The sequence below is a fragment of the Pseudomonas reinekei genome (genome assembly GCF_001945365.1).
Classification (GTDB): domain Bacteria; phylum Pseudomonadota; class Gammaproteobacteria; order Pseudomonadales; family Pseudomonadaceae; genus Aquipseudomonas; species Aquipseudomonas reinekei.
The window spans coordinates 1-22,841 of the sequence record NZ_MSTQ01000025.1 but is presented as its reverse complement, the minus strand read 5'-3'; the positions used below and the strand labels follow the sequence as shown (position 1 = coordinate 22,841).

Below are 22,841 nucleotides of genomic sequence, written 5' to 3'. Positions count from 1 at the left end.
GCGCTTCAAGCCAAGCCGTGAAGTTGCTTCCAGTTGCCGGGGTGAACGACGTACCCGAACAACGCATGCCCGCCATACACCAGTTCGGTGCCTTCGGGAATCCACAGCAACTGCCCGGGGGTGACTTCAAAAAGCTCGTCACCGACGCGCAATTCGAAGCAACCCTCGATCACGAAAATCACTTCGTCGTACAGCACCGTCCAGGCGACTTGCGCGCCTTCCCAGCGGGCGAAACCCACGCCGATGTTCGGCGAGACTTCGTTGCTGAGTGCCCGCGCCACGTACGCGGCGCCGGGGGGCCCGCCACGGAAGGTGAAGTCCAGGTCCTGATGGTCGATGCGTCGCACCGGGCTTTTGCCTTTGGCGGGATGGCTCATAGCTCACTCCGGCTGTTCCAGGCCGCCAGATGAATACGCGAGCGAACACCCAGGCCCAGGAACGGTTCCGGCGGGTTGAGCGACGGCATGCCGGTCACGGCGCGGATATCGTTGAGCTGCGCCGAGTCGGCACCGACAGCGAGATCAGCGAGCATCGTCCCGGAAATGGTGCCCCAGGCTGCACCAACGCCGTTGTCGCACGCTGACGCATGAACGCCCGGCTCCAACTCGCCAAAGAAATTGGTGAAGTTGCGCGAGATCGCATAAACGCCGCCCCACGTATGGCTGAAAGGCACGTCGGCCAACTGCGGAAAGCGCGCGAGGAAAGCCTTGCGGTGCGAATCACGCACTTTCGAACGCATGCCATCGCTGGTGCTGCGACCGTACTTGGGCACGTGTTTGTAGGTGTTGCGGATGATCAGCCGGCGATCCTGAGTCATGCGCACAGTCGTGCCGGCGTGGTCCGCCGGGGTCAGTCCCCAGTCCAGTTGGCCGCCATAGGTGGTCAGCTCGGCATCGGTCAACGGCCGGGTCCAGCTGGCGAAGGTCATGACCGGCAGCAGGCGATTGCGCAGATAACCAAACTCCTGGGTGAAGATGCTGGTGCCCAACAACAGTTGCGGGGTGCGGATCAGCCCCGCCGTGCCGTGCAGAATCCAGCCGCCACGGCCGTCACGCTCCAGACGCTGAATGGGTGACTCCTCGAGCAATTCGACGTTACCCGGTAACGAACGCGCGAGGCCCGTGACCAGCGCCGCCGGTTGCATCAAATAGCAGCCGGGCGTGTAGATCGCGCCGCTGTAATGATCGGTGCCCAGGACCTTGGCCAGCTCAGCGGGGTCAGCCCGGCGGAACGGCTCACCGAGGTCGCTCATCAGCCGCTCGAAGTGATCCAGGTAAGCCAGGCCACGCGCCCCGACCGCGCCTTGGTATTTGCCGGCATGGGACCACTGGCAATCGATGCCGTGACGTTGTACCAGCCCTTGCAACTGCGAGATCGCGGCGCGGTTGAGCGACAGCAAACGCTGTTTGTGCGCAGGGTCCGGATGCTCCAGTGCGAACTTGTGCGGCAGGTCAATCACAAAACCGGAGTTGCGCCCCGAGGCGCCATGGGCGACCCGTTGCGCGTCCACCAACAGGATACGAGCCTGCGGATGATGCTCGGCCAGGCGACGGGCAGCGGCGAGGCCGGCGAAACCCGCGCCAATCACCGCGTAGTCTGCACGCTGCTCACCGGACAGGCGTTGGCAGGACGGTTGCTCGGGCAGCGCGGCGTACCAGCCGCAGCTCGAGTCGTCGAATGGCAGATTGATCGTGTTTTTCATGATTCGAGCCTCAGGCTACCGCCTGCTGGGAATGCTGACAGGACTGCAGCAATGCGCTGCGTTGCGTTTGCGCTTGACGACCGAGCAGGACAAAACCATTGAGCTGGCCCGTGGTGTCGTAGAACCCGGCACTCAAGCCATCGTCTGTCGGCGTGCAGCGCCACTCACCTTCGCTGGCGATGGCCGGCGCCAACAGACACAGCGGCGCGGCCGGCGTCTTCACCGTCACCGGCATCAACGGGTAGTCAACCGCCGTGGGCTGCCCAAGCAAGGTTTTGCTCAGCGCCTGAATGCCCTGATTGATCGGTGCCAGATACGGCAGCAGCTGTCCATTGATCTCGATGCAATCGCCCAAGGCGTAAATGCCCGGCGCAGAGGTTTGCAGTTGGGCATTCACCTGAATGCCCCGCCCGACCGCCAATCCGGCAGTCTCCGCCAGGCTCAGGTCGGGACGCAGGCCGACGGCGGACAACACCAGATCAGTCTCGAGGGTTTGGCCGTTGGCAAGTTTCAGTTGATAGCCCTGAGCAGTGGCGTCGATGGCTTGCAAGGTGTTCTGCAAATGCCACGTCACCCCCAATTCACTCAAGGCGCTTTGTAGCACCTGCCCGGCTTCGACCGGCAACAGCCGTTCCATCGGCCAGCGCCCCAGACCAATGACATCCACGCTGTAACCGTTATGGGCCAGATCATTGGCAAACTCGCAACCAATCAGGCCATCCCCAAGGATCGCCACGCGTCGCACACCGGTCAGACGTTCACGGAACCCGTGGTAATCCTGCAGGTTATTGACGCTGATCAGCGCCGAACTATCGCCCTCAATCGGCAAGCGAATCGGCTGCGCGCCGCTGGCAAGCACCAACTGGCCGTATTCCATTTCACCGAAGCTGGTACGCAGGCGCCGCGCCGCGCTGTCGATGCCCAACACCTTGCAGTGTGGATACACGCGGATGTTCAAACGCTGCTCGATTGCCAGCGGCGATTCGCCGGACAACGCCTCGGCGCTTTTGCCCTGGGACAGCCCGATCGACAACGCGGGTTTCGAATACAGGTGGCCGGACTCTCGCGTCAGCACACGGATCTCGACCTTGGGATCTGCCTTACGCAACGCCTGAGCCAGACCGTAACCGGCATAACCACTGCCGATGATGACGATCGGCTGGCGTGGCGACGCAGCAACCGCAGGTGCCGCCACCGCGAGCGGTGGCGTACTGACGGGCACGCTGACGGCCGTCACTGCCTGCGTGTACTCACTGATATCGAGCATCTCGAAATCTGCCTTGCCGACGTGGCATTCGGGGCAGACCCAATCCTCGGGAACATCCTCCCAGCGCGTGCCGGCGAGAATGCCATCCTCGGGCCAGCCCAGTGCCTCGTCGTAAATCAGGCCGCAAACGATGCAAAGCCACGTCTTGAACATGGTGTTCACTCCCCAGCAATCCGGATCGCTACGTTCTTGGTGCGCACGTAGCTGTACAAGGCTTCCTGGCCCTTCTCCCGACCGAAGCCCGACAACCCGACACCGCCAAACGGCGTTTCGATGCCGCCGGCATACCATTCGTTGACGAACACCTGGCCGGATTTCAGGCGGCGCGTGCAGCGCATGGCGCGACTGATGTCCTGAGTGAACACTCCGGCCACCAGGCCAAACTCGGTGCCGTTGGCAATCGCAATGGCTTGTTCTTCGGTGTCGAATGGCATGATCGCCAGCACCGGCCCGAACACTTCTTCCTGGGCGATGCACATGTCGGCGGTCACGTCGCGGAACACCGTCGGACGCATAAAGTGCCCGGCACGGTCGGCGAAAGCCTCGCCACCGGTAACTGCCACGGCGCCCTCTTCGATCGCCCGTCGGCACAAGGCTTCAATGCCCGTCAGTTGCCCGGCGCTGACGACGGGGGTGAGGTCGGCATTGTCCTGACCCAACCCGACACTCAGCCCTTCGGCCATGGCGACCACGGCCTCGACCACGTCTTCATAAATCTCGCGCTGCACCAGCAGGCGCGACATCGCCGAACAGACCTGGCCGGCATTGAAGAAAATCCCTGACTGGACGCTGGCGAGCAGTTGCTCCCGATCGGCATCGGCGAAGGCAATTGCAGCCGATTTACCACCCAATTCCATCACGCTCGGAATCGCATGCTGCGCGGCATCACGCAGAATCGACTGGCCCGTCGGCACGGAACCGGTGAACACGATCTGGTCGACGGCACGATGGCTGACCAGATACGAACCGACTTCACGACCTCGCCCACAAATCAGGTTGACCGCGCCATCGGGCAAGCCGGCGTTGGCAATGGCGCGGATCAGCACGCACATGCCCAACGGCGAAAGCTCGGGGGACTTGATCACGACCGCGTTACCCGCCGCCAGTGCCGGTGCCAGCGAACGGGCGCAGATCGACACCGGGAAGTTCCACGGCACGATCTGCGCCGAAACGCCCATCGGGTCGTACAGGGTGAAGTCCATGTAACCGTTGCCCAGCGGAATCGAAGTGCCCTCGATCTTGTCCGCCATGCCGGCGTAATACTCGAAGTAGCGCGCCGCCTCGATGAACTCGTCCCTGGCGTCGCTCAGGCGCTTGCCGTTTTCCTGGCACAGCACCCAGGCGCCCTCATCCGCCACGGCGCGAATCTCCTCGGCAATGCGCAGCAACCAGGTGACGCGCTGCGCCGGACGGGCGCGAGTCAACAAGCCGCTGTCGGCACAACGACGAGCTGCCAGCAACGCACGCTCGGCATCGGCCACGGTGGCCTGGGCGATGGTCGCGACCGGTTCGGCAGTGCCGGGGTTGTTCACCGTCAGGCGCTGGCTGCTATCGCTCCATTGCCCGTCGATGTAGTTAAGCCAGTGAGAGGCTATCGGATACATGGCAGCGCTCCTCAGGCAGACGGCGTGGTGGCGAGCAACTGACGTGCAGCCCACTGGTGGAAAAAGTGCGTCGGGATGTCCATTTCCGGCGAGAACGCGCCGCCTTTGTAGCCGGGGGAATGACGGCCTTTCTGCATGCCTTCCACCGAGCTGATGTCTTCGGCGAACACCACTTTCCAGGATTCCAGAATCGCATCGCGGCAAGCGCTGAACTCTTCGCTGCTTGCGGCTTCATCACCTACGTAGAACAGGCGCAGGTGCTCGATGGTGCGTCCCGGTGCAACAGGCTCCAGCTGCATGGCGAAGGCATGGTCAGCCTGGATGCCGAGCAACACGTTAGGGAAGAACGCGACGTACTCGGCATTTTTCAGACGGTCGAGCGGCCAGCCCGGGAAAGTCGGCAAGTGCGTGCCGGCGACGTCCGACAGGTTGTAGGCATAGCTGCCTTGACCGGCGAAGTGCTCGTCAAAAATGATGTTGTAGTGATCTTCCAGGCGCGAGTACGAGTTCAGGCTCGGGTGCACCCACGGCAAGTGATAGGCCTCGCAGTAGTTCTCGACGGCCAGTTTCCAGTTGCAGTTGATGTCCAGCGTCGTGGCGTCATGACCGGGACGACGGCGCAGCAGGCTCATGCCGTCTTCACCGAGGAACTGGGTCCAGCGCTGGGTCAATGGCGCCAGCATGTCTTCGAGCGGCTGCGCATCGCCGGACAGGTTGATGAACACCATGTCCATCCAGATCGCGCTGCGGATGGCTTTCAAGCCATGTTTTTCACAGGCGAAACGCTCGTCTTTGTGCTGGTCGATGCCGCCAACGTGAGGCGTGCCGCGCAACCCGCCGTTGAGGTCGTAAGTCCAGGAGTGATAAGGGCAGCGAATCACGCCCTGCACTTCACCGGCCTCCTCCACCAGCTTCATGCCGCGGTGACTGCACACGTTATGGAACACTTGCACCAGGCCTTCGCGGTTGCGCATCAACAGCAACGGCAGGCCCATGAAGTCGATGGGCTTGACCGAACCGGCCTTGCCCAGGTCGCTGGCGAAACCGACGCAGGCCCAGGTTTTGCCCAGGACCTGATCGCGCTCAAGTTCGAAGTAACGTTGCTCGGTGTAAAACTCGTTGCTCAGGCCGGTCGCTTCATGGATCGGATTGAGGACGGTTTCGAGATGATGCACAGGAATTTGCTGGATGCTGCTCATTATTGTTTTCCCCTGCTGGGCACGGTTTGGATGATCGGCGGGCGCATAGGCCCGGGGTCCGCTGGCAGCCAGTTTGGGAAAACGGAGGGGGTGTCGACAAACGATATTTCCGGCGCGATTCATGACTTATTGTCATAAGTATTGGCGGCCGGCTTGAGGGCTGGTGCAGGTTTTTGACGCGCATTGACGCGAGGCAAAAAAAATCGCCCGGCATCGAAAATGCCGGGCGACTGGTGGTGGATATTCAGGCGGGGCTGCGACGTTACCGGGTGTCCTCGGCGGGTGGAAGCTGGTTCAACAACCAACTACGGAAACGTTTCACGCTTTGCCGCATCCCCCCGCGTGCCAAGGGTTCCAGCAAGCAAAACTGCGCATCGGTTTTCAGTACGGTATCGAGTGGACGGATAAGCGCGCCGCTCTGCAGATGATCATCGACAAGGTTGGACCAGGCCAGTGCAATGCCCTGTCCGCTGATGGCCGACTGGATCAGCATCGAGTAACTGTTGATGTTGATCCGGCGTTTGGGCTCGACGTTTTTCAGCCCCTGGCTGCGGAACCACTCCGGCCAGCCAATCCAGTCGCGTTGCGGGTCATCGAGAAAAAGCCAGGTGCAGGCGACCAGGTCCTCTGGCTTGTTCAAGTCAGGATACTTGGCCAGGTAGGCAGGACTGCAAACCGGATAAACCTCTTCGGAAAACAAGGGCGTGACCTGCATGTCCCTTGGCGGTGTCTTGCAGTAATACAACGCCAGGTCGCAATCGAGACGGGAGAAATCCTTGACCTGGTCATGGGCGATGATCCGCAGGTCGATTTCTTCGTTCTCCCTTTGAAACTCGGACACTTTCGGCAAAAGCCACAACGACGCCATGGCGGTACTGGTGGCGACTGTCACCTGTTCGGCGCCCTGCCAATGGCGAATCTCACCGGTGGCCTGTGCCACTTGCAGCAATGAAGCACGCACCGTTTCATAGTATTGAACGGCAGCCGGGCTCAGATGAATCGTCCGGGTGGTACGCTCGAACAAGACCTTGCCCAGGTAGTCTTCCAGCAGTCGAACCTGCCGACTGATCGCACCTTGCGTCACGTTCAGCTCTTGCGCAGCCAAAGTGAAACTCAGATGACGTGCCGCCGCTTCAAACGCGACCAGACTATTAAGTGGCGGTAATGGATGGATTTTCATACAAGGCAGGTCACGTCGTTATTGTGGTTTTATCGCGGCATATTAGCCCCTGTTGCTGGAGGTGGACAGCGGCTGTGGACATGTCGAGGACGGTTGAGATGCATCGGCGTTCCCGTGACTTGACCCCCTTCAGGCCTTGGCGATGTTGCTCCCTGAAATCTGTCGCCAAGACCTTTTTTCATTTCAACTCAAACGAGCTTGACCACCGCATTGATGTTATTGCGCGTGGCCTTCGAATACGGGCAGTACTGGTGCCCGGTTTCGACAATTTTTTGCGCGGTCTCGCGGTCCAGCCCCGGCAGGCTCACATTCAGCCGCGCCTGCAAAAGGTAGCCGCCTTCGTTGGTGCCCAGGTCGACTTCGGTGTCAACGGCCACATCCTTGGGCAAGGCAACTTTCATTTCCTTGGCCGCGACCTGCATCGCACCGATGAAACAGGCAGACCAGCCGGCGGCGAACAACTGCTCCGGATTGGTACCACCTCCGCCCGCGCCAGGGGATGACAGTTTGACATCGAGAATGCCGTCAGAGCTTTTTGATGCGCCGTCGCGCCCGCCCGTGGTGTGGGTTTTGGCGGTGTACAAGACTTTGTCGAGGTGGGTCATGATGATCTCCTGATTGGATTGAGGTTCAAGCAATTTCAGGTGAATCGGAAAACGAAGTTCAGGCTTGATGCCAGTCATTGAATATAGACGGTGTGAGTCGATGAGGCAGTAGATTCGACGAGGGTCAAGCCGGCTTCTGCGCGGCGTTTGCCATAGGGATTTGCAGTGAAAGCGAAACCCTGAGTGGCCGTTAAGCAAAAAAATGAACAGGCGCCAGACTAAAAAACCATCACTTACGCGCCAACTTATACTTCACACAATCATCGTAAAAACTCTGCCGGACCGCCGCTGGCTTCATCCGCGTCGGGCTGTCATACGTTTGTTCGGTTATCCCCATCGCCATCATCCGCATCCACGACTTGGCAAACTTGTACGACTGGATTTTCTGCCGCGCCGCATACAGCGAAACCCCGGACAACTTGAGTTCCTGTGCTCTAGCCGCCGTACCCGCGCCCCAACTGCACATGTAGGTATCACCGGCCTTCAGTTCCTTTCCCTCGGCAGGAACTGCAAGGCCCGCCATGCTGAACGAGATCAACGCGACCCAGATATTGCGCATCAAATACCCACCCTAACCGACTGAAAATGAAGCGATTCTGGCGACAACCGAACAATCCGGGGGCCAGCAAAATGCCTTATCGCCGAAAAGCTGACCCACCCTCGCGGACGGGCTCACGCCTAAAGGGGATCGGCTGTACATGCTCAAACCCTATGGGCAAATTCAAGCACTGCGCTCTATGATTGGACCCCATGAACACCTCTGCTCCGATCCGCCAACCCTGCCCGCCCGGCGCCTGCGATTGCGGGCGTGACCCGCTGCTCGAAACCCCGGGAGCGGACGTGCGCATCCTGTTTCTGACGCGTACGGAAGAAAAGCGCCTGATCGATCGCCTGGAAAACCTGACTAGCCTTCAGGACCTGGAGCATCTGCAACGGCGAATGCTCGAGCAACTGGGCATCCGCGTCGACATCGTCCCCAGCTTCAACGAAGTGCGCACCATGCGCGGCATCGGCATTCACGTCGGCGAGCTGCCCGGGCTGTGCCGCAAGACTCGCGCAGCGATCCCGGCGGCGATCCGCCGCGCCATGGAAAAACGCCCGGAAATCGCTTACGAAGTCCTCAACGCCAACGACCTGTTGCGGGACGCGTGATAGCCCATTCTGAAGTTCCCCGTCGCCGTCGATCATACGTACGCCTTCTACGAGGCCGACAATGGCCCGTGGCAGGGATGAGCCGCCACTGAAGCGCAGACCTGTCCGCAGCCAATCCGTACTGGCGATTTTGCAATTCGAACCTACGCTCTTTGCGTGAGACAACTTAAAAAGTGTTGCCAGGAACTGACGTTGAGGTGCTGACGCCATGCATTTCACACCATTGGCTTTAGCCACCTCCACATTGCTCGCCGTATGCAGACCCAGTCCTCATCGGGCAATCGAGTTTCCGGGTTATTTGATCGTGCCTGGATTCAAGCCGTGCCCGGAATCATGACTTGGCGTTTCTGATTGTTTTCAAGAAAAAACAACTTATCCAAGGAGCAAACAACACTATGAACCTGACCCGTAAATGGCTCGTCGGCACTGCCCTGGCCAGTCTGTTGCTCGGTGGTTGTACGTCGAAAGTCACCGAGAAGGATCAGTACTCCGGCTACCTGTCCAACTACAACAATCTGCAGCAAGTTGAAACGCCCAGCGGCGGAACAGCCATGCGTTGGGTAAGCCCGTCGTGGAACCCGAATGCCTACGACACGGTGGCATTCACCCGTCTGGAAATGTACCCGGCACCCAAGCCCAATGAGCGGGTCAACCAGCAGACGCTGGCCGACATTCAGAACTACATGAGCAACAAGGCCAAGACCACGCTGGGGCAGAAGTACCGGGTGGTTTCCAGCCCAAGTGCTGCGCCGGCCGGGGCCAAAACCTTGGTCATGCGGGCAGCGATCACCGGCGTCAGTGCCTCGCCTGAAGGCATGCACTGGTATGAAGTGGTGCCCATCGCGGCGGTCGTCGGCGGTGTGTCCGCCGCTACGGGTATTCGGGATGAAAACACCGAACTGTATATCGAGGCTGAGTTCATCGACGCCAAAAACAATCAAACCGTAGCCAAGGCCGTACGTAAAATCTTTGGCACCACGCTGGAAAATGACAAACAGAAAATCACTGCCCAGGACTTCAAGGCAGCGATCGACAAGCTGGGGAATGACTTCCAGGCGTTCATCAAGTAATACGCTGCCCCTGCAGGAGCTGTCGCAAGCTGCGGCAGCTCCTGCAGGGGCATCAGGTCTTCTTCATCCCGACCCGTCGGCGCATCTCGGCCGTAATGGTCTGCCGGGTTTTCTTCATGTCCGCCCACGGCCCATCCCCCACCTGCGCCAAGCGTTCATGGGCATTGTGAATATTCCACTGGTTACCGCCCTTGAGCGCTTCGACCTCTTCCGGAAAAATCGGCATCGACACCGGCATGCCTTCGCGGGTACGCGCGGCATAGGCGCAGATGGTCGTCGCCCCCAGGCCATTGCGCAGGTAATCGATGAAGATACGCCCCACCCGATTCTTCGGCCCCGACACCGCCGAAAAACGTTCGGGCAGCAACTTGGCCATATGGCTGACGATCGCGTGGCTGAAATCCTTGACCTCATCCCAACCGAGCTTGCGGGTCAACGGCACCACCAGGTGAATGCCCTTGCCACCGCTGGTCTTGAGAAACGCCTTGAGCCCCAGTTCATCCAGCACCGAAAGAGTGAGCTGGGTCGCCTCGACCATGCGTTTCCACGGCAGGGCCGGGTCCGGGTCGAGGTCGAGTACAAAGCGATCGGGTTTGTCGAGCTTGTCGGACGTGGCGTTCCAGGTGTGAAACTCCACGGTGCTCATCTGCACCGCGCCAATCAGCGCTTCGGCGTTGTTGATGACCATCATCGGCTGGCCCGTGAGCTTTTGATCCAGGGTCGTCATGCCGGGAATCGCCAGGCGCTCGGCGTTTTTCTGGAAAAACAGTTCGCCGGCAATACCGTCAGGCGCCCGCACCAGCGCCACCGGGCGATCCTTGAGTTGCGGCAAAATCCACTCGGCGACGCTGGCGTAATACTGAGCCAGTTGCACTTTGGTGGTGCCGCTGCTGGCATCGATGACCCGATCGGGGTGGGTGATGCGCACCTTGCCCTCCTCCAGGCCGATCTGTGACGGCGCCGGCTCGGCTTTCTTCGGCTTGGCTACGGCGGATGACCGGGTGGCAGGTTTTTTCGCGGAGGCAGTTTTCACGGCAGTCGCTCGCTCCTCGGTGATGTCCCGGGCAGATTTGTCGTCACGCAGGCCATGGAACACCGCATGACGCACCGACCCGTCCTTGGTCATTTCAGCGAAGGCCACTTCGGCCAACAGTTCAGGCTTGAGCCAGTGCACGCCCTTGAGTTCGACGCCCGTGGGCGGATTGACCACCGACGGTTTTTTGGTCTGCAACGGCTTGAGCTGTTGATGAAGGCTGTCGAGCGTCGCTTCGGTGAACCCGGTGCCGACCTTGCCCGCATAGCGCAACTTGCCACTGTCGCGCTCATGCAGGCCCAGCAACAAGGCGCCGAACGCGCTGCGCGTGCCCTTGGGATCGGTGAAGCCGACGATCACGAACTCCTGACGATGCTTGCACTTGAGTTTGATCCAGTCGCTGCTGCGCCGAGAGACATAGGGCGACCCGAGACGCTTGCCGATCAGGCCTTCCATGCGCATCTGGCAGGCGCTGTTGAGCAACGCCTGGGGATCTTCGCCAAACGCGTCGGAGAAGCGCAGCAGCGGGTCTTTGCTGGCCTTGAGCACGGTCGCCAGCGCAGCCCTTCGCTCTTCGACCGGCACTTCGCGCAGGTCCACGCCATTGAGGTAAGGCATGTCGAACAGGTAATAAAGAATGTTGGCGCTGCGACCGGCTTCGAAGGCGTTCTGCAACGCCTGGAAATCCGGTACGCCCTGCTCGTCTGCCACGACCATTTCGCCGTCGAGCCATGCCGATTCCAGGCCCATGCCGGCCAACGCCTTGGCCTGTTCGGGCAACTTGTGCGTCCAGTCGTGGCCGTTGCGAGTGAAGAGCTTGACCTCGTTGTGGTCGATGCGCGCCATGATCCGGTAGCCGTCGAACTTGACCTCATAGCTCCACTGGCCGTCCGGGGCTTTTTCCACCAGCGTCGCCAGTTCCGGCTTGATCTGATCCGGCAGTTTGGCCTTGTGCGCGCCGGTAAGCGGCGCGGATTTTCCCCTCACCGGGGCAGCCAATTTTTTGATGGGTTTGGGCTTGGCGGTTTTTTTCGTCTTGGGTGTCCTGGCCACGATGGTGCGCTCACTGATGACGCTGTCGGGCTCGGCGCTCACCACGTCGTAATCACTTTCGGGCCGCGCCGCGCCATCCTGATGCTTGATCAGAAACCACTGCTCCTGCTTGCCCGGCATGTGCGTACGCACCAGGTTCCACAGCCCTCCGAGTTTCTCGCCCTGCAGCTCGAACTTGAGACGGCCCTTCTCGTAGGCCTTGGACGGGTCGTCCTGGGGGATCCATACCCCACGGTCCCAGACGATGACATCGCCGGCGCCATAGTGACCTTCGGGGATGCTGCCCTCGAAGGTGGCGTAGTCCAGGGGATGGTCTTCGACGTGCACTGCCAGGCGCTTGACCTTGGGGTCGAGCGACGGGCCCTTGGGCACCGCCCAGCTCTTGAGCGCACCGTCGAGCTCCAGGCGGAAGTCGTAATGCAGGCGCGAGGCGTCGTGTTTCTGAATGCAGAATTGCAGCGCATGATCCTTGGCAGGTTTCCTGCCGGTGCGCTTGACGGCAGCCGGCTCGGACGTCGCCGAAAAATCGCGCATACGATTGTAGTCATCGAGGTTTTTATTCATGGCTCACCTGCGGATCGCTGCAGGGCGCTGAATCAGCCTATCCCTTAACTCAGCAGAGCAAAGCGTCAGGGCAAAAATTCCATCGGCGTTGAAATTGCCCGGACAGACGGGCCTCTCGGCCGCATCGAGCTTGCGGCTGAGGAAATATACTCAGAGGGCACCGCTGGACTCCCGCAGACCGGATTCACCGGCAGTGTTGACCGCGTCATCGTTCATCGCTGGCAAGCCAGCGCCCACAGAGACAGGTGGCGGTAACAGATTCTGTGGACAACCCCGGTACCTGCGGGCTTGCCCGCGATGGCCTCCTGGCAGGCGCCGCTGGTCCTCACGGGTACAAAATCAAGCAACCCCGCCCTTGGCCTGCTGTTCCAGACGCACCTGCAACTCGGGATCAATGTGCAACGCTGCCGCCAACTCATCGAGATAGCGGCGTTCGGCATCCTGCTGATCATCCACCAGCATCACACTGGCCAGGTACATTTCGGCGGCCATGCCAGGATCGGTTGCCGACTGAGCCACCTCATTGGGGTCCAGCGGTTTGGCGACTTCATCGTCGAGCCACTGCTGCAACTGCGGGTCGTCAGTGTGGCTGGCGATTTGTTTGTTGATCATCGCCTTCTCAGCATCGTCAAACCGGCCATCAGCCTTGGCCGCAGCAATCAATGCACGCAAGATCGCATGGCTGTGTTCTTCGACTTCCGGCCCGGCCAGCATGTCCACCGTGCGCATGGCCTGTTGCGGCGCCTGTTGTTGCTGCGAAGCCTGACTGCGTTGCCAGGCTTGATAGGCCTGGAATGCCATCATCCCCAGCGACGCGAGCGCCGCGTAGTTGGCGCCACCACCGGATCGCGACTGCGGCGCGCCGCCCATCGGCGACGCACCACCTCCGAGCAAGCCACCGAGCAAGCCACCCAGCCCGCCCATTCCACCTGCCCCGGCACCGCTGACGCCGCCACCGCCACCCAGCAGCCCCCCGAGCAATCCGCCCAGATCGCGGAGGCAGCCTTGTGCCGAGGCTCCGCCGCCGCCCTGTCGCGACATTGAGCCCTGGCCGGCCCGCAGTAATTGTTCGAGCAGATCGCTGGTGTTCATGACGACGTCCTCATCGAAGGGAGTGATCCGTCAGGCAACGATAGACCTCACCTGTAAATGCGCCACCACCGTTTGGCTGACGCCCGGCAAATCAGCCGCGTGTATTTGCCCGGGGTGTTTTATCGAGGCTTGGCTAAGATTCATGGGCGGTGAACCTTATTCCCGGATACCCGGTCGATAACTGCAACCCGACCCGGTTTGCCGCCGTCCTCTGATGAAGGGCATTGATTGGCTTGCTTCACTTTCTGGAGAACGCCCCCGTGATATCGACCCTACACATCGCCAGGCTCAAAGCCTGGGGTGCCCATGGATTCACCGCCACTGGCGTGGTCACCGCTTTCCTCGCCACACTGGCCCTGCTCGATAACCAACCGACCAACTGCCTGCTCTGGCTGGGCGTGGCCCTGATCGTTGACGGCCTGGACGGTGCGCTGGCACGCAAGGTCAATGTGCAAGCAGTGCTGCCCGGTTTCGACGGCTCGATTCTCGATCTGGTGATCGACTATCTGACCTATGTGTTCATTCCGGCGCTGTTCATCTATCGCTACATCCCGCTGCCGGACTACACGCTGTTGCTGACCGTGTCGCTCATTCTGGTGTCGTCGCTGTTCTGTTTCTGCAACGTCAATATGAAAAGCAAGGACAACTACTTCCAAGGCTTTCCCGCCGCGTGGAACGTGGTCGCCTTGTGCCTGTACATCATTGCTCCCTCACCGTGGATCACTTTCCTCACCGTGATTGGTCTGGCCCTGTTGACGCTGACCCGAATGAAATTCCTGCATCCATTCCGCGTGCGTCGCTTCATGCCGATCAACATTGCCGTGACCGCGACCTGGTTGCTGTGCAGTTTGTCGCTGGTGATCAATCATCCGGAGATCAACCCAATGGTGATGGGGCTTTGGTTGCTGATGTCGGCGTATTTTCTGGGGATCTGCTTCTGGCGCACGGCGTTGGAGTGGTTCGATGGATCGCGGCATAAGTAATGCTATGCAAATTCCCTGTGGGAGCGAGCTTGCTCGCTCCCACAGGTTTTTCATCGCTTTTTCTAGCGCCGAGTGATCACCACTTCCAGGTATTCACTCGGCACCACCAGCGACTTGTCCCCCGCCCGGTTCGAACGGTTGATCAGATCCGCCAGGTCATTTTCCAGGGCCAGGCCACTGTCCGGTGGCAGTGCCGCAAACGCCTTGTGCACCGGCCCATACCACATTCGAAACGTATCGATGAAATGCCCGGCACTGCGATAGCGGAAATTGAACATCTTGCGCGTCACCTGAACCAGAAAGTTACGCTCGTCAAAGTGCGTATGCACCCAGGCCTCAGTGCCCCACTGCGACGGCGGTTGCGCGCCGGGGGGTGGTGGCAGGTGCCGACCGAGGGTCTTGAACATCTGACCGACGAAACCTTCCGGCGTCCAGTTGGCCAGGCCGATCCGCCCACCGGGTCGACAGACCCGCGCCAGTTCCGAAGCGGCTTTGGCCTGATCCGGGGTAAACATCACGCCGAAGGTCGAAAGCACGGCATCGAAACTGCCATCGTCAAACGGCAGCGCTTCGGCATCGGCCACCTGGAACGTCACATTCAGACGTTCCGCCCGGGCGCGATCTTCGCCGCGTTCGAGCAGTGCGGCCACATAGTCGGTGGACGTGACCTGGCAACCGCGACGCGCCGCAGCCAGTGTCGCGTTGCCGTTACCGGCCGCGACATCCAGCACTTGCTCATCGCACAGCAGGTCACACGCCTCGGCCAGTTGCTCGCCGACGATCTGCAAGGTGGTGCCGATCACGGCGTAATCACCACTGGCCCAGGCGACCATCTGGCGGTTTTTCAAGGCAGTAAGATCAATGGGTGTGCTCATGGAGACAATCTCTGTTTGGCGCACTGAACGGTGATCGACGGGCGATTATTGCGCCAGGGTGGGATCGATGATGTTCACATGCCAGGGCCGGTAGACCCTGTGCGTCAACTATCGCGCTACCGGCCGCTGCTGTCCTGCCCGATCGTCGGGCGACCTTGTCCGGTCGTCCGGCGGTTTCAACCAGACATTTCGTCGCGAACAGGGAGCGCCGCCAGCGGCGTGACGGCGTAGTCAGTAGAACCGCGCAATGGCCCACGGTGCGAGACCTGTGAGCCATTGATTTGCGGGATCAAGCCGCCGGAGTGGTGGCCTTGGCGTCGGCCTTGGCCTCTTCCAGCAGTTGCTGGATCATCTTCTCCTGGGCGTCGTAGCGACCTTCACCGAAGTGGGTGAAACGCACCTGGCCCTTGGCATCGACCAGGTAATGCGCGGGCCAGTACTGATTCTCGAAGTTGCGCCAGATCGCGTAGTTGTTGTCGATTGCCACCGGGTAGGTGATGCCGTATTCCTTCACCTTGTCCTTGACGTTGTCGATGATTCGTTCAAAGCCGTATTCCGGGGTGTGTACGCCAATCACCACCAGTCCGTCCTTTTCGTATTTCTTCGCCCAGTCCTTCACGTACGGCAGGGTGTGTTTGCAGTTGATGCAGTCAAAGGTCCAGAAATCCACCAGCACCACTTTGCCTTTGAGCGACTCGTTGGTCAGAGCCGGAGAGTTGATCCATTGCACGGCACCGTTGAGCGATGGCATGGCCCCCTGAGCGTTGTCCATGGACTCGGCCTTGACCTTGCTGACGAAGTAATCGACAACTTTCGGCACGGTTTCCAGCACGCCTTTTTCAACGCTGCTGACACCTTGCGAAGAGGTATTGGCCAACAGCACGCTATCCGCGCCGGTGGAGATCACCGCCGCCCCGGCCAGCACCGCGACACCGGCGCCACGACGCAGCCAGCCAGTGACCGGGATCGAGGGTTTCAGGCGATTGACCAGGCCGCGACCGGCGAAGATCAGAATGCCCAGCGACAACGCACTGCCCGCGCCATACGCCACCAGCAACAGGCTGGTGCCGGCGTTCGCGCCTTGCAACATGGCGCTAGTCAGGATCACCCCGAGGATCGGTCCGGCGCACGGCGCCCAGAGCAGACCGGTGGCAACGCCGATCATCAGTGAACCCAGCGGGCCGGAGACGTTGCGGCTGTTGGGGTCAAGACGATTGCCCAGCAGCACGAACGGACGCGTCAACCAGTCGCCGACCCGGGCGGAAATCAGCGACAGGGCAAACAGCACCATCACGATCAGGGCCACATGGCGGCCGGCGTTGCTGGCCTGAATGACCCATTCGCTACTGACCACCGCCAGGCTGGCGACCAGGGCAAAGGTCACGGCCATGCCGCCCAGCGTGAGCAGGATCGAGGAGCGGGAGCGGTCGGCACCAGCGAACAGGAACGGCACGACCGGCAGGATACAAGGGCTGAGGACAGTCAATATGCCGCCCAGAAATGCGATTAGGAACATGGGATCACCTTGAATATGTGGGACAAACACCGAACTTGTGGCGAGGGGCAAGCTCCCTCGCCACAAGTTCGGTGTTGTTCGTCAGGCCGTCTGACCATCCAGCCACTTGCCCTGCGGCGTGTGGCTGGAGCCGTTTTCGGCAACGACCTGCCCCTGCGGCGTTCGGCTGTAACCATCCTCGGCGAGGAAACCCTCACCGCCCTTCTGCGCCACCGGTGTCAACTGGAAGCAGGTGCTGCTGCCACAGGCGCTTTGCTCTACAGCGGCATTGGCGTGCGCGGCGGCGCCGGCGACGGAGAAGGCAAAGGCGGTCAAGAATCGGCTGACGTTGTTCATGGTGTGGTGCCTCGTTTCAAAGGGGATGAGCAATGGCGGATCGCAGGACTCAGTTGTCCGAGCTGCAGGTATCGGAAATCTTGCGGTAGTCCAGGACCTGGGTTTTGCTCTTGGAATCGAGGTAGGTCAGTTGGGCATCCACCACACCGCAGGAAGGCGAAGCGTCCTGTTTCAACGACACCACTTTCTGGATGTCCAGGTGGGTCCCGTAGGTGTAGGGTTTAGCGCTGACATCGGATTCGGCACGGGCCGACAAGGTGCAGATGTTCAGGGCGGCAAACAGGCAAGCGGCGTAGACGGCTTTGGTGTTCATGGTGTTTTCCTCAAGGTCTGGATAGGGTCAATCGTTTTTTGGGCAGAGGCGGTTGGGCTTGCCTCGATGGAACCTATTTAAAGCCTGCGAGGTATCCCGCATGTGTCGGGAACAGGCGCGGATAAATCGGAAAGTATCTGAGCCGGGCCGGGATACAGTGCGATACAAAACCCTGGGGAAATCGCTTTTTTACGTCTGTGTGTATCCGCCAACGAGCCAGATACACTGCAATACAAACCGCTGCGGGCGAGCAGGAAAAGGCTCGGTAGACTGTGCGACATCCCCCACCAACAGAGGCAAGACCCATGGAACACGTCGACCACATTCTCATCGTTGACGACGACCGCGAGATCCGCGAACTGGTGGGCAACTACCTGAAGAAGAACGGTCTGCGCACCACCGTCGTTGCCGATGGCCGGCAGATGCGGACCTTCCTCGAATCCACGCCGGTGGACCTGATCGTGCTGGACATCATGATGCCGGGCGACGATGGCCTGATGCTCTGCCGCGAGCTGCGCTCGGGAAAACACAAGGCCACGCCGGTATTGATGCTCACCGCCCGTAACGATGAAACCGACCGCATCATCGGCCTTGAGATGGGCGCCGACGACTATCTGGTCAAGCCGTTCGCCGCCCGCGAATTGCTGGCGCGGATCAACGCCGTGCTGCGCCGCACGCGGATGCTGCCACCCAACCTGGTGGTCACCGAAAGCAGTCGCCTGCTGGCCTTCGGGCGCTGGAAGCTGGACACCTCGGCCCGTCACCTGCTCGACGGTGACGGCACCATGGTGGCCCTGAGCGGTGCCGAATACCGCCTGCTGCGGGTGTTCCTCGATCACCCGCAGCGGGTGCTCAACCGCGACCAGCTGCTCAACCTGACCCAGGGCCGAGACGCCGATTTGTTCGATCGCTCCATCGACCTGTTGGTCAGCCGCCTGCGCCAGCGACTGCTGGACGATGCCCGGGAACCGGCCTACATCAAGACCGTGCGCAGCGAGGGCTATGTGTTTTCACTACCGGTAGAAATCGTCGGTGCGCCAGCATGAACCTGTCGATGCGCTGGCCCCGCACCCTGGCTTCACGGCTGTCGCTGATCTTCCTGATCGGCCTGATCCTCGCCCAGACGCTGTCCTTCGGTGCGCAGTATTACGAGCGCTACGAAAGCGCGAAAAACACCATGCTCGGCAACCTGGAAACCGACGTCTCGACATCCATTGCCATCCTTGACCGCTTGCCGGCCAACGAGCGCATGGCCTGGCTGCAGCAGTTGCAACGCGCCAACTACGGTTATCTCTTGGGTGAAGGCGCCAACGGCAGCCCCATGGACATGGACATGCCCGGCGCACCGATCGCAATGGCTTCGATCAAGGACGCCATCGGCAAGGATTACCCGATGACCTTCACCGACATTCCGGGGCCGAGAAAGCACTTTCAGGTGCACCTGAAACTGTCGGACGGCAGCCCGCTGACCATCGATGTGCGGCCTGCGATGGTACCGCTGTCGCCCTGGCTGCCCATCGTCCTGCTCGGCCAACTGGCGCTGATGATCGCCTGTACCTGGCTGGCCGTACGCATCGCCATTCGCCCCCTCACCCGCCTCGCCGAAGCCGTGGACAACCTCGACCCCAACACCCACCCGGTGCTGCTGGACGAAAAAGGCCCGACCGAAGTGGCCAACGCCGCCAGGGCCTTTAACGCCATGCAGGCACGCATCGCCGCTTACCTGAAAGAGCGCATGCAACTGCTGGCCGCGATTTCCCATGACCTGCAAACGCCGATCACACGGATGAAGCTGCGCGCCGAGTTCATGGATGACTGCGTGGAGAAAGAAAAACTGTGGAACGACCTCGGCGAGATGGAACACCTGGTGCGCGAAGGCGTGGCTTATGCCCGCAGCGTCCACGGCGCCACCGAAGAAAGTCGCCGCACTGACCTGGACTCGTTTCTCGATAGCCTGGTGTTCGACTACCAGGACGTGGGCAAGGAAGTCCAACTGAGCGGCAAAAGCGCCACCGTCATCGACACCCGTCCCCACGCCTTGCGCCGGGTATTGGTGAATCTGACGGACAATGCCCTGAAATTTGCTGGCGCCGCCGAGTTGCAGGTCGAAAAGAAAGCCGACGGCAGCGTGTCGGTAAAAGTCATGGACCGCGGCCCGGGCATTGCCGAAGCGGAACTGGCCCAGGTCATGGAACCGTTCTACCGCGTGGAGAACTCGCGTAACCGCAGCACCGGCGGCACCGGGTTGGGGCTGGCGATTGCACAGCAACTGGCGTTGGCGATCGGGGGATCGTTGACGTTAAGTAATCGTGAAGGCGGAGGCTTGTGCGCCGAGCTCAAACTGCGCGGCTGATCCCTGCAGGGGCCCGCGGGCCCCTGCAGATCAGCGGCACAACTTAGATGACAAACCGCGCCACCAGCGCATTCAAATCCACCGCCAGACGTGACAGTTCATGGGTGGCGGTGCTGGTCTGGTTGGCGCCGGCGGCGGACTGCGTGGCCAGATCGCGAATGTTCACCAGGTTGCGGTCAACTTCACGAGACACCTGCGCCTGCTCCTCCGAGGCACTGGCGATCACCAGGTTGCGCTCGTTGATCAAATGGATCGACTCGGTGATCTGCTCCAGCGCCACACCGGCGGCCCGGGCCAGTTCCAGGGTGCTCTGGGTGCGTTGATTGCTTTGCTGCATCGACGCCACCGCTTCTCCGGTGCCGTTCTGAATCCCGGCAACCATCTTCTCGATTTCCTGGGTCGATTGCGCCGTGCGATGGGCCAACGCCCGAACCTCGTCCGCCACCACCGCAAACCCACGACCGGCTTCACCGGCTCGGGCCGCTTCGATGGCCGCGTTCAGCGCCAACAGGTTGGTTTGCTCGGCGATGGCACGGATCACGTCCAGCACTTTGCCGATGTCACGTCCCTGGGTCGCCAGGCCTTCAATCATCAACGAGGTGTTGTGCACGTCGTGGGTCATGGTCTGAATCGCATCGACGGTTTCCACCACGCGGTCCCGGCCTTCGCGGGCGGCCTGGGTCGATTGGTTCGAAGCTTCGGAGGTCGATACCGCATTGCGCGCGACTTCTTCCACGGCGGCGGTCATTTCGTTGACGGCGGTGGCGGCCTGCTCGATTTCATTGTTCTGTTGCTGCAGGCCACGGGACGCGTCCTGAGTTACCGCGCTGAGTTCTTCGGCGGCAGTTCCCAGTTGCGTGGCGGAGCCGGCGATCTGTTCGATGGTTTTACGCAGGCTGGCCTGCATCGTGGCCAGGGCGCCGAGCAACCGTGCCGGTTCGTCCTTGCCATCGACGTCGATGACTTTACTCAGATTGCCCTCGGCAATGGTCTGGGCCGCCAGTACGGCGCGATTCAGCGGCGTGACGATGCTGCGGGTCAACAACCAGGCCAACAGCACGGTCAACAATGCCGCAATCACGGCGACCAGGACGATGCCGGTGATGGCGCTGTCGTAGTTGGCACCCGCGATGGCCGAAGCGCTTTTGGCATCGGCCGTATTGAGGGCCACCAGTTTGTTCAGTTGCTCGCCCATCTGATCGGTGCCGTTCTTGATCCGTGTGTTGATCAGCGAGCGCATTTCATCGAGCTTATTCTGCCGCGACAGCTCCATCATCTGGGTCTGGGCTTGCATGTAACTGTCCAGCGTGGCGGTGAACGTCTTGTACAACTGCGCCTCTTCGGCCCCGGCCGGCAGCGCGGCGTAACTGGCTTGCGCACTGCGCAGCTTGTCGACCAGCACAGCGATGCGCGTCTGCGCTTCCTGCAATGCTGCCGGCTCACGGTTGACCAACACCCGAAACGACAGGATGCGCATGCGCAGGACGTTTTCGGTCATGTTGCCGAGATAACCGACGCTGGGCAGCTGCGTCAACTCCATGTCGATGGAGGCCTCGCGGATGACAGTCATGCGGTTCACGGCAAACACACCGAGCACGATGACCAGCAGGGCAATGAAGGAAAAACCGAGGAACGCGCGAGGCGCGATATTCAGATTACGCAATGACATAGGACGATACTCGGGTGATGTGGCTGCGAGCGTCCATGCCGTTTTTCTGAAAGGCAGGCATTGGAGCCCCCCCCTTCAGGCCGGCGCCATTGTTGTAATCAACTTGTCTGCGCCTGGTGGTTATATCGGCCAGGCTTGAGGTTTATTGCGCGGATTTAGCAAATAATTTTCAAAGGGTTAGAGATGTTTCAATGGTGAAACACATGGCACGCCCGTACAGGAAATTCAGTGACTCCCAGAGGCTTTCTTGCCCTGCACAACTTTCCCGAACGAGATAGAACCTGTGGAAGCTTCCGGATCTAAAGGATTAGGTTCATAAAGACTATCGCTCTGACCCATCGCGCACCCGTTCATGAAAACCGCTAGAACTTGAAGGAAATCCCCTAGGACGTTGTCTGGAAATTTCGCCACTCTTGCTCAAAAAGCAACATCAATCCTTTCCGCAATAACCTCTATATAACTCTCATTCAGATGTGGGTACTCGTAGTGAATTTCTTGATCCATAAAATCAATAAATGATCGGAAGACATCCCCGTCCAAATATCCAGAAATAACACAAGAAAATCCGCAGCCAATCATCTCAACTTTTGTATCGCACCCTTTTGCCGCCAAGACACAACTGCCTTCAGGCAAGACCATTTCGAACTCAACCAGGTACTGTTTACCTACCTCAACTTCAAACGGGCAGTAGCTTGCAAAGCATTTGACAAGCATGCCCTCAACGAGCAAGACCATTGCCTCTTCGACAACCTCATCAACTTCGACTACAAGAGCCTCATATTTTTTAGTCATCGGCGGGCCTCACCACCTTATCTTTCCCGTCACCGTATATTGCCCTCCAGAAATCCTTTCCGCTTTTCGTATGCAACGTCGTGATCTCTTGGTTTGCGTTTGTCCCCACAAATGCAAATTTCGCCTCACTCCTTCGATTGTTACCCAACAGCTGTAGATATCCTCCTCGGATTTCACCCTTATATTGATAATTCACACGGGTGTCTTGATTCACGACGTCTCGGGCTATCAATAGATACTCTTCTTTGTTCATAGCAGCGAATTCGGCACCATGTTTTTCATAATGTGTAGTGGTCTAATGAAACCGGACACCCATATAGGCGAGAATGCTCGCCAGATCGAGGTGTCAGATGACTAAACAACGCCGTACCTTTTCCCCTGAGTTCAAACGCGAGGCTGCCGACCTCGTTCTCAAGCAGGATTACAGCTTCATTGAGGCCAGCCGCTCGCTTGGTGTCGGCGAGTCTGCTTTGCGCCGATGGG

At 60.1% G+C, this 22,841-nt stretch carries 22 protein-coding genes and 1 pseudogene; 6 read left to right on the top strand and 17 right to left on the bottom strand.

What is annotated here, in order from left to right; translation table 11 throughout:
* Nucleotides 1–5 precede the first annotated feature (5 nt).
* The 9 genes and pseudogenes from BVK86_RS26450 to BVK86_RS26415 all read right to left on the bottom strand — a co-directional run bounded on the left by BVK86_RS26450 (nucleotide 6) and on the right by BVK86_RS26415 (nucleotide 8,116).
* On the bottom strand, nucleotides 6–377 hold the full coding sequence (locus BVK86_RS26450) for an ethanolamine utilization protein EutQ (protein WP_075949184.1): 372 nt from the start codon (nucleotides 375–377) through the stop codon (nucleotides 6–8).
* Nucleotides 374–1,702 carry an NAD(P)/FAD-dependent oxidoreductase gene (locus tag BVK86_RS26445; protein ID WP_075949183.1) on the bottom strand — a complete coding sequence of 443 codons (1,329 nt, stop codon included), beginning with the start codon at nucleotides 1,700–1,702 and terminating at the stop codon, nucleotides 374–376. The genes BVK86_RS26450 and BVK86_RS26445 overlap by 4 nt, the downstream gene beginning before the upstream one ends.
* A gap of 10 nt (nucleotides 1,703–1,712) precedes the next feature.
* Nucleotides 1,713–2,969 carry an FAD-dependent oxidoreductase gene (locus tag BVK86_RS26440; protein ID WP_231978001.1) on the bottom strand — a complete coding sequence of 419 codons (1,257 nt, stop codon included), beginning with the start codon at nucleotides 2,967–2,969 and terminating at the stop codon, nucleotides 1,713–1,715.
* Nucleotides 2,958–3,122: pseudogene (locus tag BVK86_RS30245) on the bottom strand (rubredoxin); the annotation flags it as partial. The gene BVK86_RS26440 and the pseudogene BVK86_RS30245, both read right to left, overlap by 12 nt.
* 5 nt (nucleotides 3,123–3,127) lie before the next feature.
* Nucleotides 3,128–4,573 carry an aldehyde dehydrogenase family protein gene (locus BVK86_RS26435; protein ID WP_075949182.1) on the bottom strand — a complete coding sequence of 482 codons (1,446 nt, stop codon included), beginning with the start codon at nucleotides 4,571–4,573 and terminating at the stop codon, nucleotides 3,128–3,130.
* Between the two features lie 11 nt (nucleotides 4,574–4,584).
* On the bottom strand, nucleotides 4,585–5,772 hold the full coding sequence (locus BVK86_RS26430; RefSeq protein WP_173668843.1) for an aromatic ring-hydroxylating oxygenase subunit alpha: 1,188 nt from the start codon (nucleotides 5,770–5,772) through the stop codon (nucleotides 4,585–4,587).
* A gap of 262 nt (nucleotides 5,773–6,034) precedes the next feature.
* Nucleotides 6,035–6,952 carry a LysR substrate-binding domain-containing protein gene (locus BVK86_RS26425; protein ID WP_075949181.1) on the bottom strand — a complete coding sequence of 306 codons (918 nt, stop codon included), beginning with the start codon at nucleotides 6,950–6,952 and terminating at the stop codon, nucleotides 6,035–6,037.
* Nucleotides 6,953–7,140: 188 nt separating this feature from the next.
* On the bottom strand, nucleotides 7,141–7,557 hold the full coding sequence (locus BVK86_RS26420) for an organic hydroperoxide resistance protein (RefSeq protein WP_075949237.1): 417 nt from the start codon (nucleotides 7,555–7,557) through the stop codon (nucleotides 7,141–7,143).
* Between the two features lie 229 nt (nucleotides 7,558–7,786).
* Nucleotides 7,787–8,116, bottom strand: coding sequence for a hypothetical protein (locus BVK86_RS26415; protein WP_075949180.1), 330 nt, complete (start codon nucleotides 8,114–8,116; stop codon nucleotides 7,787–7,789).
* A 191-nt stretch (nucleotides 8,117–8,307) separates the two neighbouring features.
* Here BVK86_RS26415 and BVK86_RS26410 point away from each other — a divergent pair, with 191 nt between their 5' ends.
* Together BVK86_RS26410 and BVK86_RS26405 are read left to right on the top strand one after the other, a co-directional pair.
* The gene (locus tag BVK86_RS26410; RefSeq protein WP_075949179.1) at nucleotides 8,308–8,709 is read left to right on the top strand and encodes a hypothetical protein; all 402 of its coding nucleotides are present in this window, start codon (nucleotides 8,308–8,310) and stop codon (nucleotides 8,707–8,709) included.
* Nucleotides 8,710–9,104: 395 nt separating this feature from the next.
* Nucleotides 9,105–9,779, top strand: a complete 675-nt coding sequence (locus BVK86_RS26405; protein ID WP_075949178.1) for a DUF3313 domain-containing protein — start codon at nucleotides 9,105–9,107, stop codon at nucleotides 9,777–9,779.
* A gap of 52 nt (nucleotides 9,780–9,831) precedes the next feature.
* On the opposite strand, the gene ligD is transcribed toward BVK86_RS26405, so the two are convergent.
* Both ligD and BVK86_RS26395 read right to left on the bottom strand, forming a co-directional pair.
* On the bottom strand, nucleotides 9,832–12,429 hold the full coding sequence (gene ligD / locus BVK86_RS26400; RefSeq protein ID WP_075949177.1) for a DNA ligase D: 2,598 nt from the start codon (nucleotides 12,427–12,429) through the stop codon (nucleotides 9,832–9,834).
* A gap of 339 nt (nucleotides 12,430–12,768) precedes the next feature.
* The gene (locus tag BVK86_RS26395) at nucleotides 12,769–13,521 is read right to left on the bottom strand and encodes a tellurite resistance TerB family protein (RefSeq protein ID WP_075949176.1); all 753 of its coding nucleotides are present in this window, start codon (nucleotides 13,519–13,521) and stop codon (nucleotides 12,769–12,771) included.
* A 260-nt stretch (nucleotides 13,522–13,781) separates the two neighbouring features.
* Between BVK86_RS26395 and pcsA the strand changes: the two genes are divergently transcribed.
* The gene (gene pcsA / locus BVK86_RS26390) at nucleotides 13,782–14,504 is read left to right on the top strand and encodes a phosphatidylcholine synthase (RefSeq protein ID WP_075949175.1); all 723 of its coding nucleotides are present in this window, start codon (nucleotides 13,782–13,784) and stop codon (nucleotides 14,502–14,504) included.
* 62 nt (nucleotides 14,505–14,566) lie between these two features.
* Here the strand turns inward: pcsA and BVK86_RS26385 are convergent, their stop codons facing one another.
* The 4 genes from BVK86_RS26385 to BVK86_RS26370 all read right to left on the bottom strand — a co-directional run bounded on the left by BVK86_RS26385 (nucleotide 14,567) and on the right by BVK86_RS26370 (nucleotide 17,544).
* Nucleotides 14,567–15,379, bottom strand: coding sequence for a class I SAM-dependent methyltransferase (locus BVK86_RS26385; protein WP_075949174.1), 813 nt, complete (start codon nucleotides 15,377–15,379; stop codon nucleotides 14,567–14,569).
* Nucleotides 15,380–15,668: 289 nt separating this feature from the next.
* The gene (locus BVK86_RS26380; RefSeq protein ID WP_075949173.1) at nucleotides 15,669–16,895 is read right to left on the bottom strand and encodes a cytochrome c biogenesis protein DipZ; all 1,227 of its coding nucleotides are present in this window, start codon (nucleotides 16,893–16,895) and stop codon (nucleotides 15,669–15,671) included.
* An 81-nt stretch (nucleotides 16,896–16,976) separates the two neighbouring features.
* The gene (locus BVK86_RS26375) at nucleotides 16,977–17,231 is read right to left on the bottom strand and encodes a hypothetical protein (protein ID WP_075949172.1); all 255 of its coding nucleotides are present in this window, start codon (nucleotides 17,229–17,231) and stop codon (nucleotides 16,977–16,979) included.
* 49 nt (nucleotides 17,232–17,280) lie between these two features.
* The gene (locus tag BVK86_RS26370; RefSeq protein ID WP_075949171.1) at nucleotides 17,281–17,544 is read right to left on the bottom strand and encodes a DUF2790 domain-containing protein; all 264 of its coding nucleotides are present in this window, start codon (nucleotides 17,542–17,544) and stop codon (nucleotides 17,281–17,283) included.
* A 305-nt stretch (nucleotides 17,545–17,849) separates the two neighbouring features.
* Here BVK86_RS26370 and BVK86_RS26365 point away from each other — a divergent pair, with 305 nt between their 5' ends.
* Nucleotides 17,850–18,590 carry a response regulator gene (locus BVK86_RS26365; RefSeq protein WP_075949170.1) on the top strand — a complete coding sequence of 247 codons (741 nt, stop codon included), beginning with the start codon at nucleotides 17,850–17,852 and terminating at the stop codon, nucleotides 18,588–18,590.
* Nucleotides 18,587–19,897, top strand: a complete 1,311-nt coding sequence (locus tag BVK86_RS26360) for an ATP-binding protein (protein WP_075949169.1) — start codon at nucleotides 18,587–18,589, stop codon at nucleotides 19,895–19,897. Before BVK86_RS26365 ends, BVK86_RS26360 begins: the two co-directional genes overlap by 4 nt.
* A gap of 43 nt (nucleotides 19,898–19,940) precedes the next feature.
* Here BVK86_RS26360 and BVK86_RS26355 read toward each other — a convergent pair whose 3' ends face one another.
* Nucleotides 19,941–21,566, bottom strand: a complete 1,626-nt coding sequence (locus BVK86_RS26355; RefSeq protein ID WP_075949168.1) for a methyl-accepting chemotaxis protein — start codon at nucleotides 21,564–21,566, stop codon at nucleotides 19,941–19,943.
* 417 nt (nucleotides 21,567–21,983) lie between these two features.
* Nucleotides 21,984–22,358 carry a hypothetical protein gene (locus BVK86_RS26350; protein ID WP_075949167.1) on the bottom strand — a complete coding sequence of 125 codons (375 nt, stop codon included), beginning with the start codon at nucleotides 22,356–22,358 and terminating at the stop codon, nucleotides 21,984–21,986.
* Nucleotides 22,359–22,708: 350 nt separating this feature from the next.
* Between BVK86_RS26350 and BVK86_RS26340 the strand changes: the two genes are divergently transcribed.
* Nucleotides 22,709–22,841 (top strand): transposase (locus BVK86_RS26340; RefSeq protein WP_139315740.1); only part of this gene is annotated, 133 nt, incomplete at its 3' end.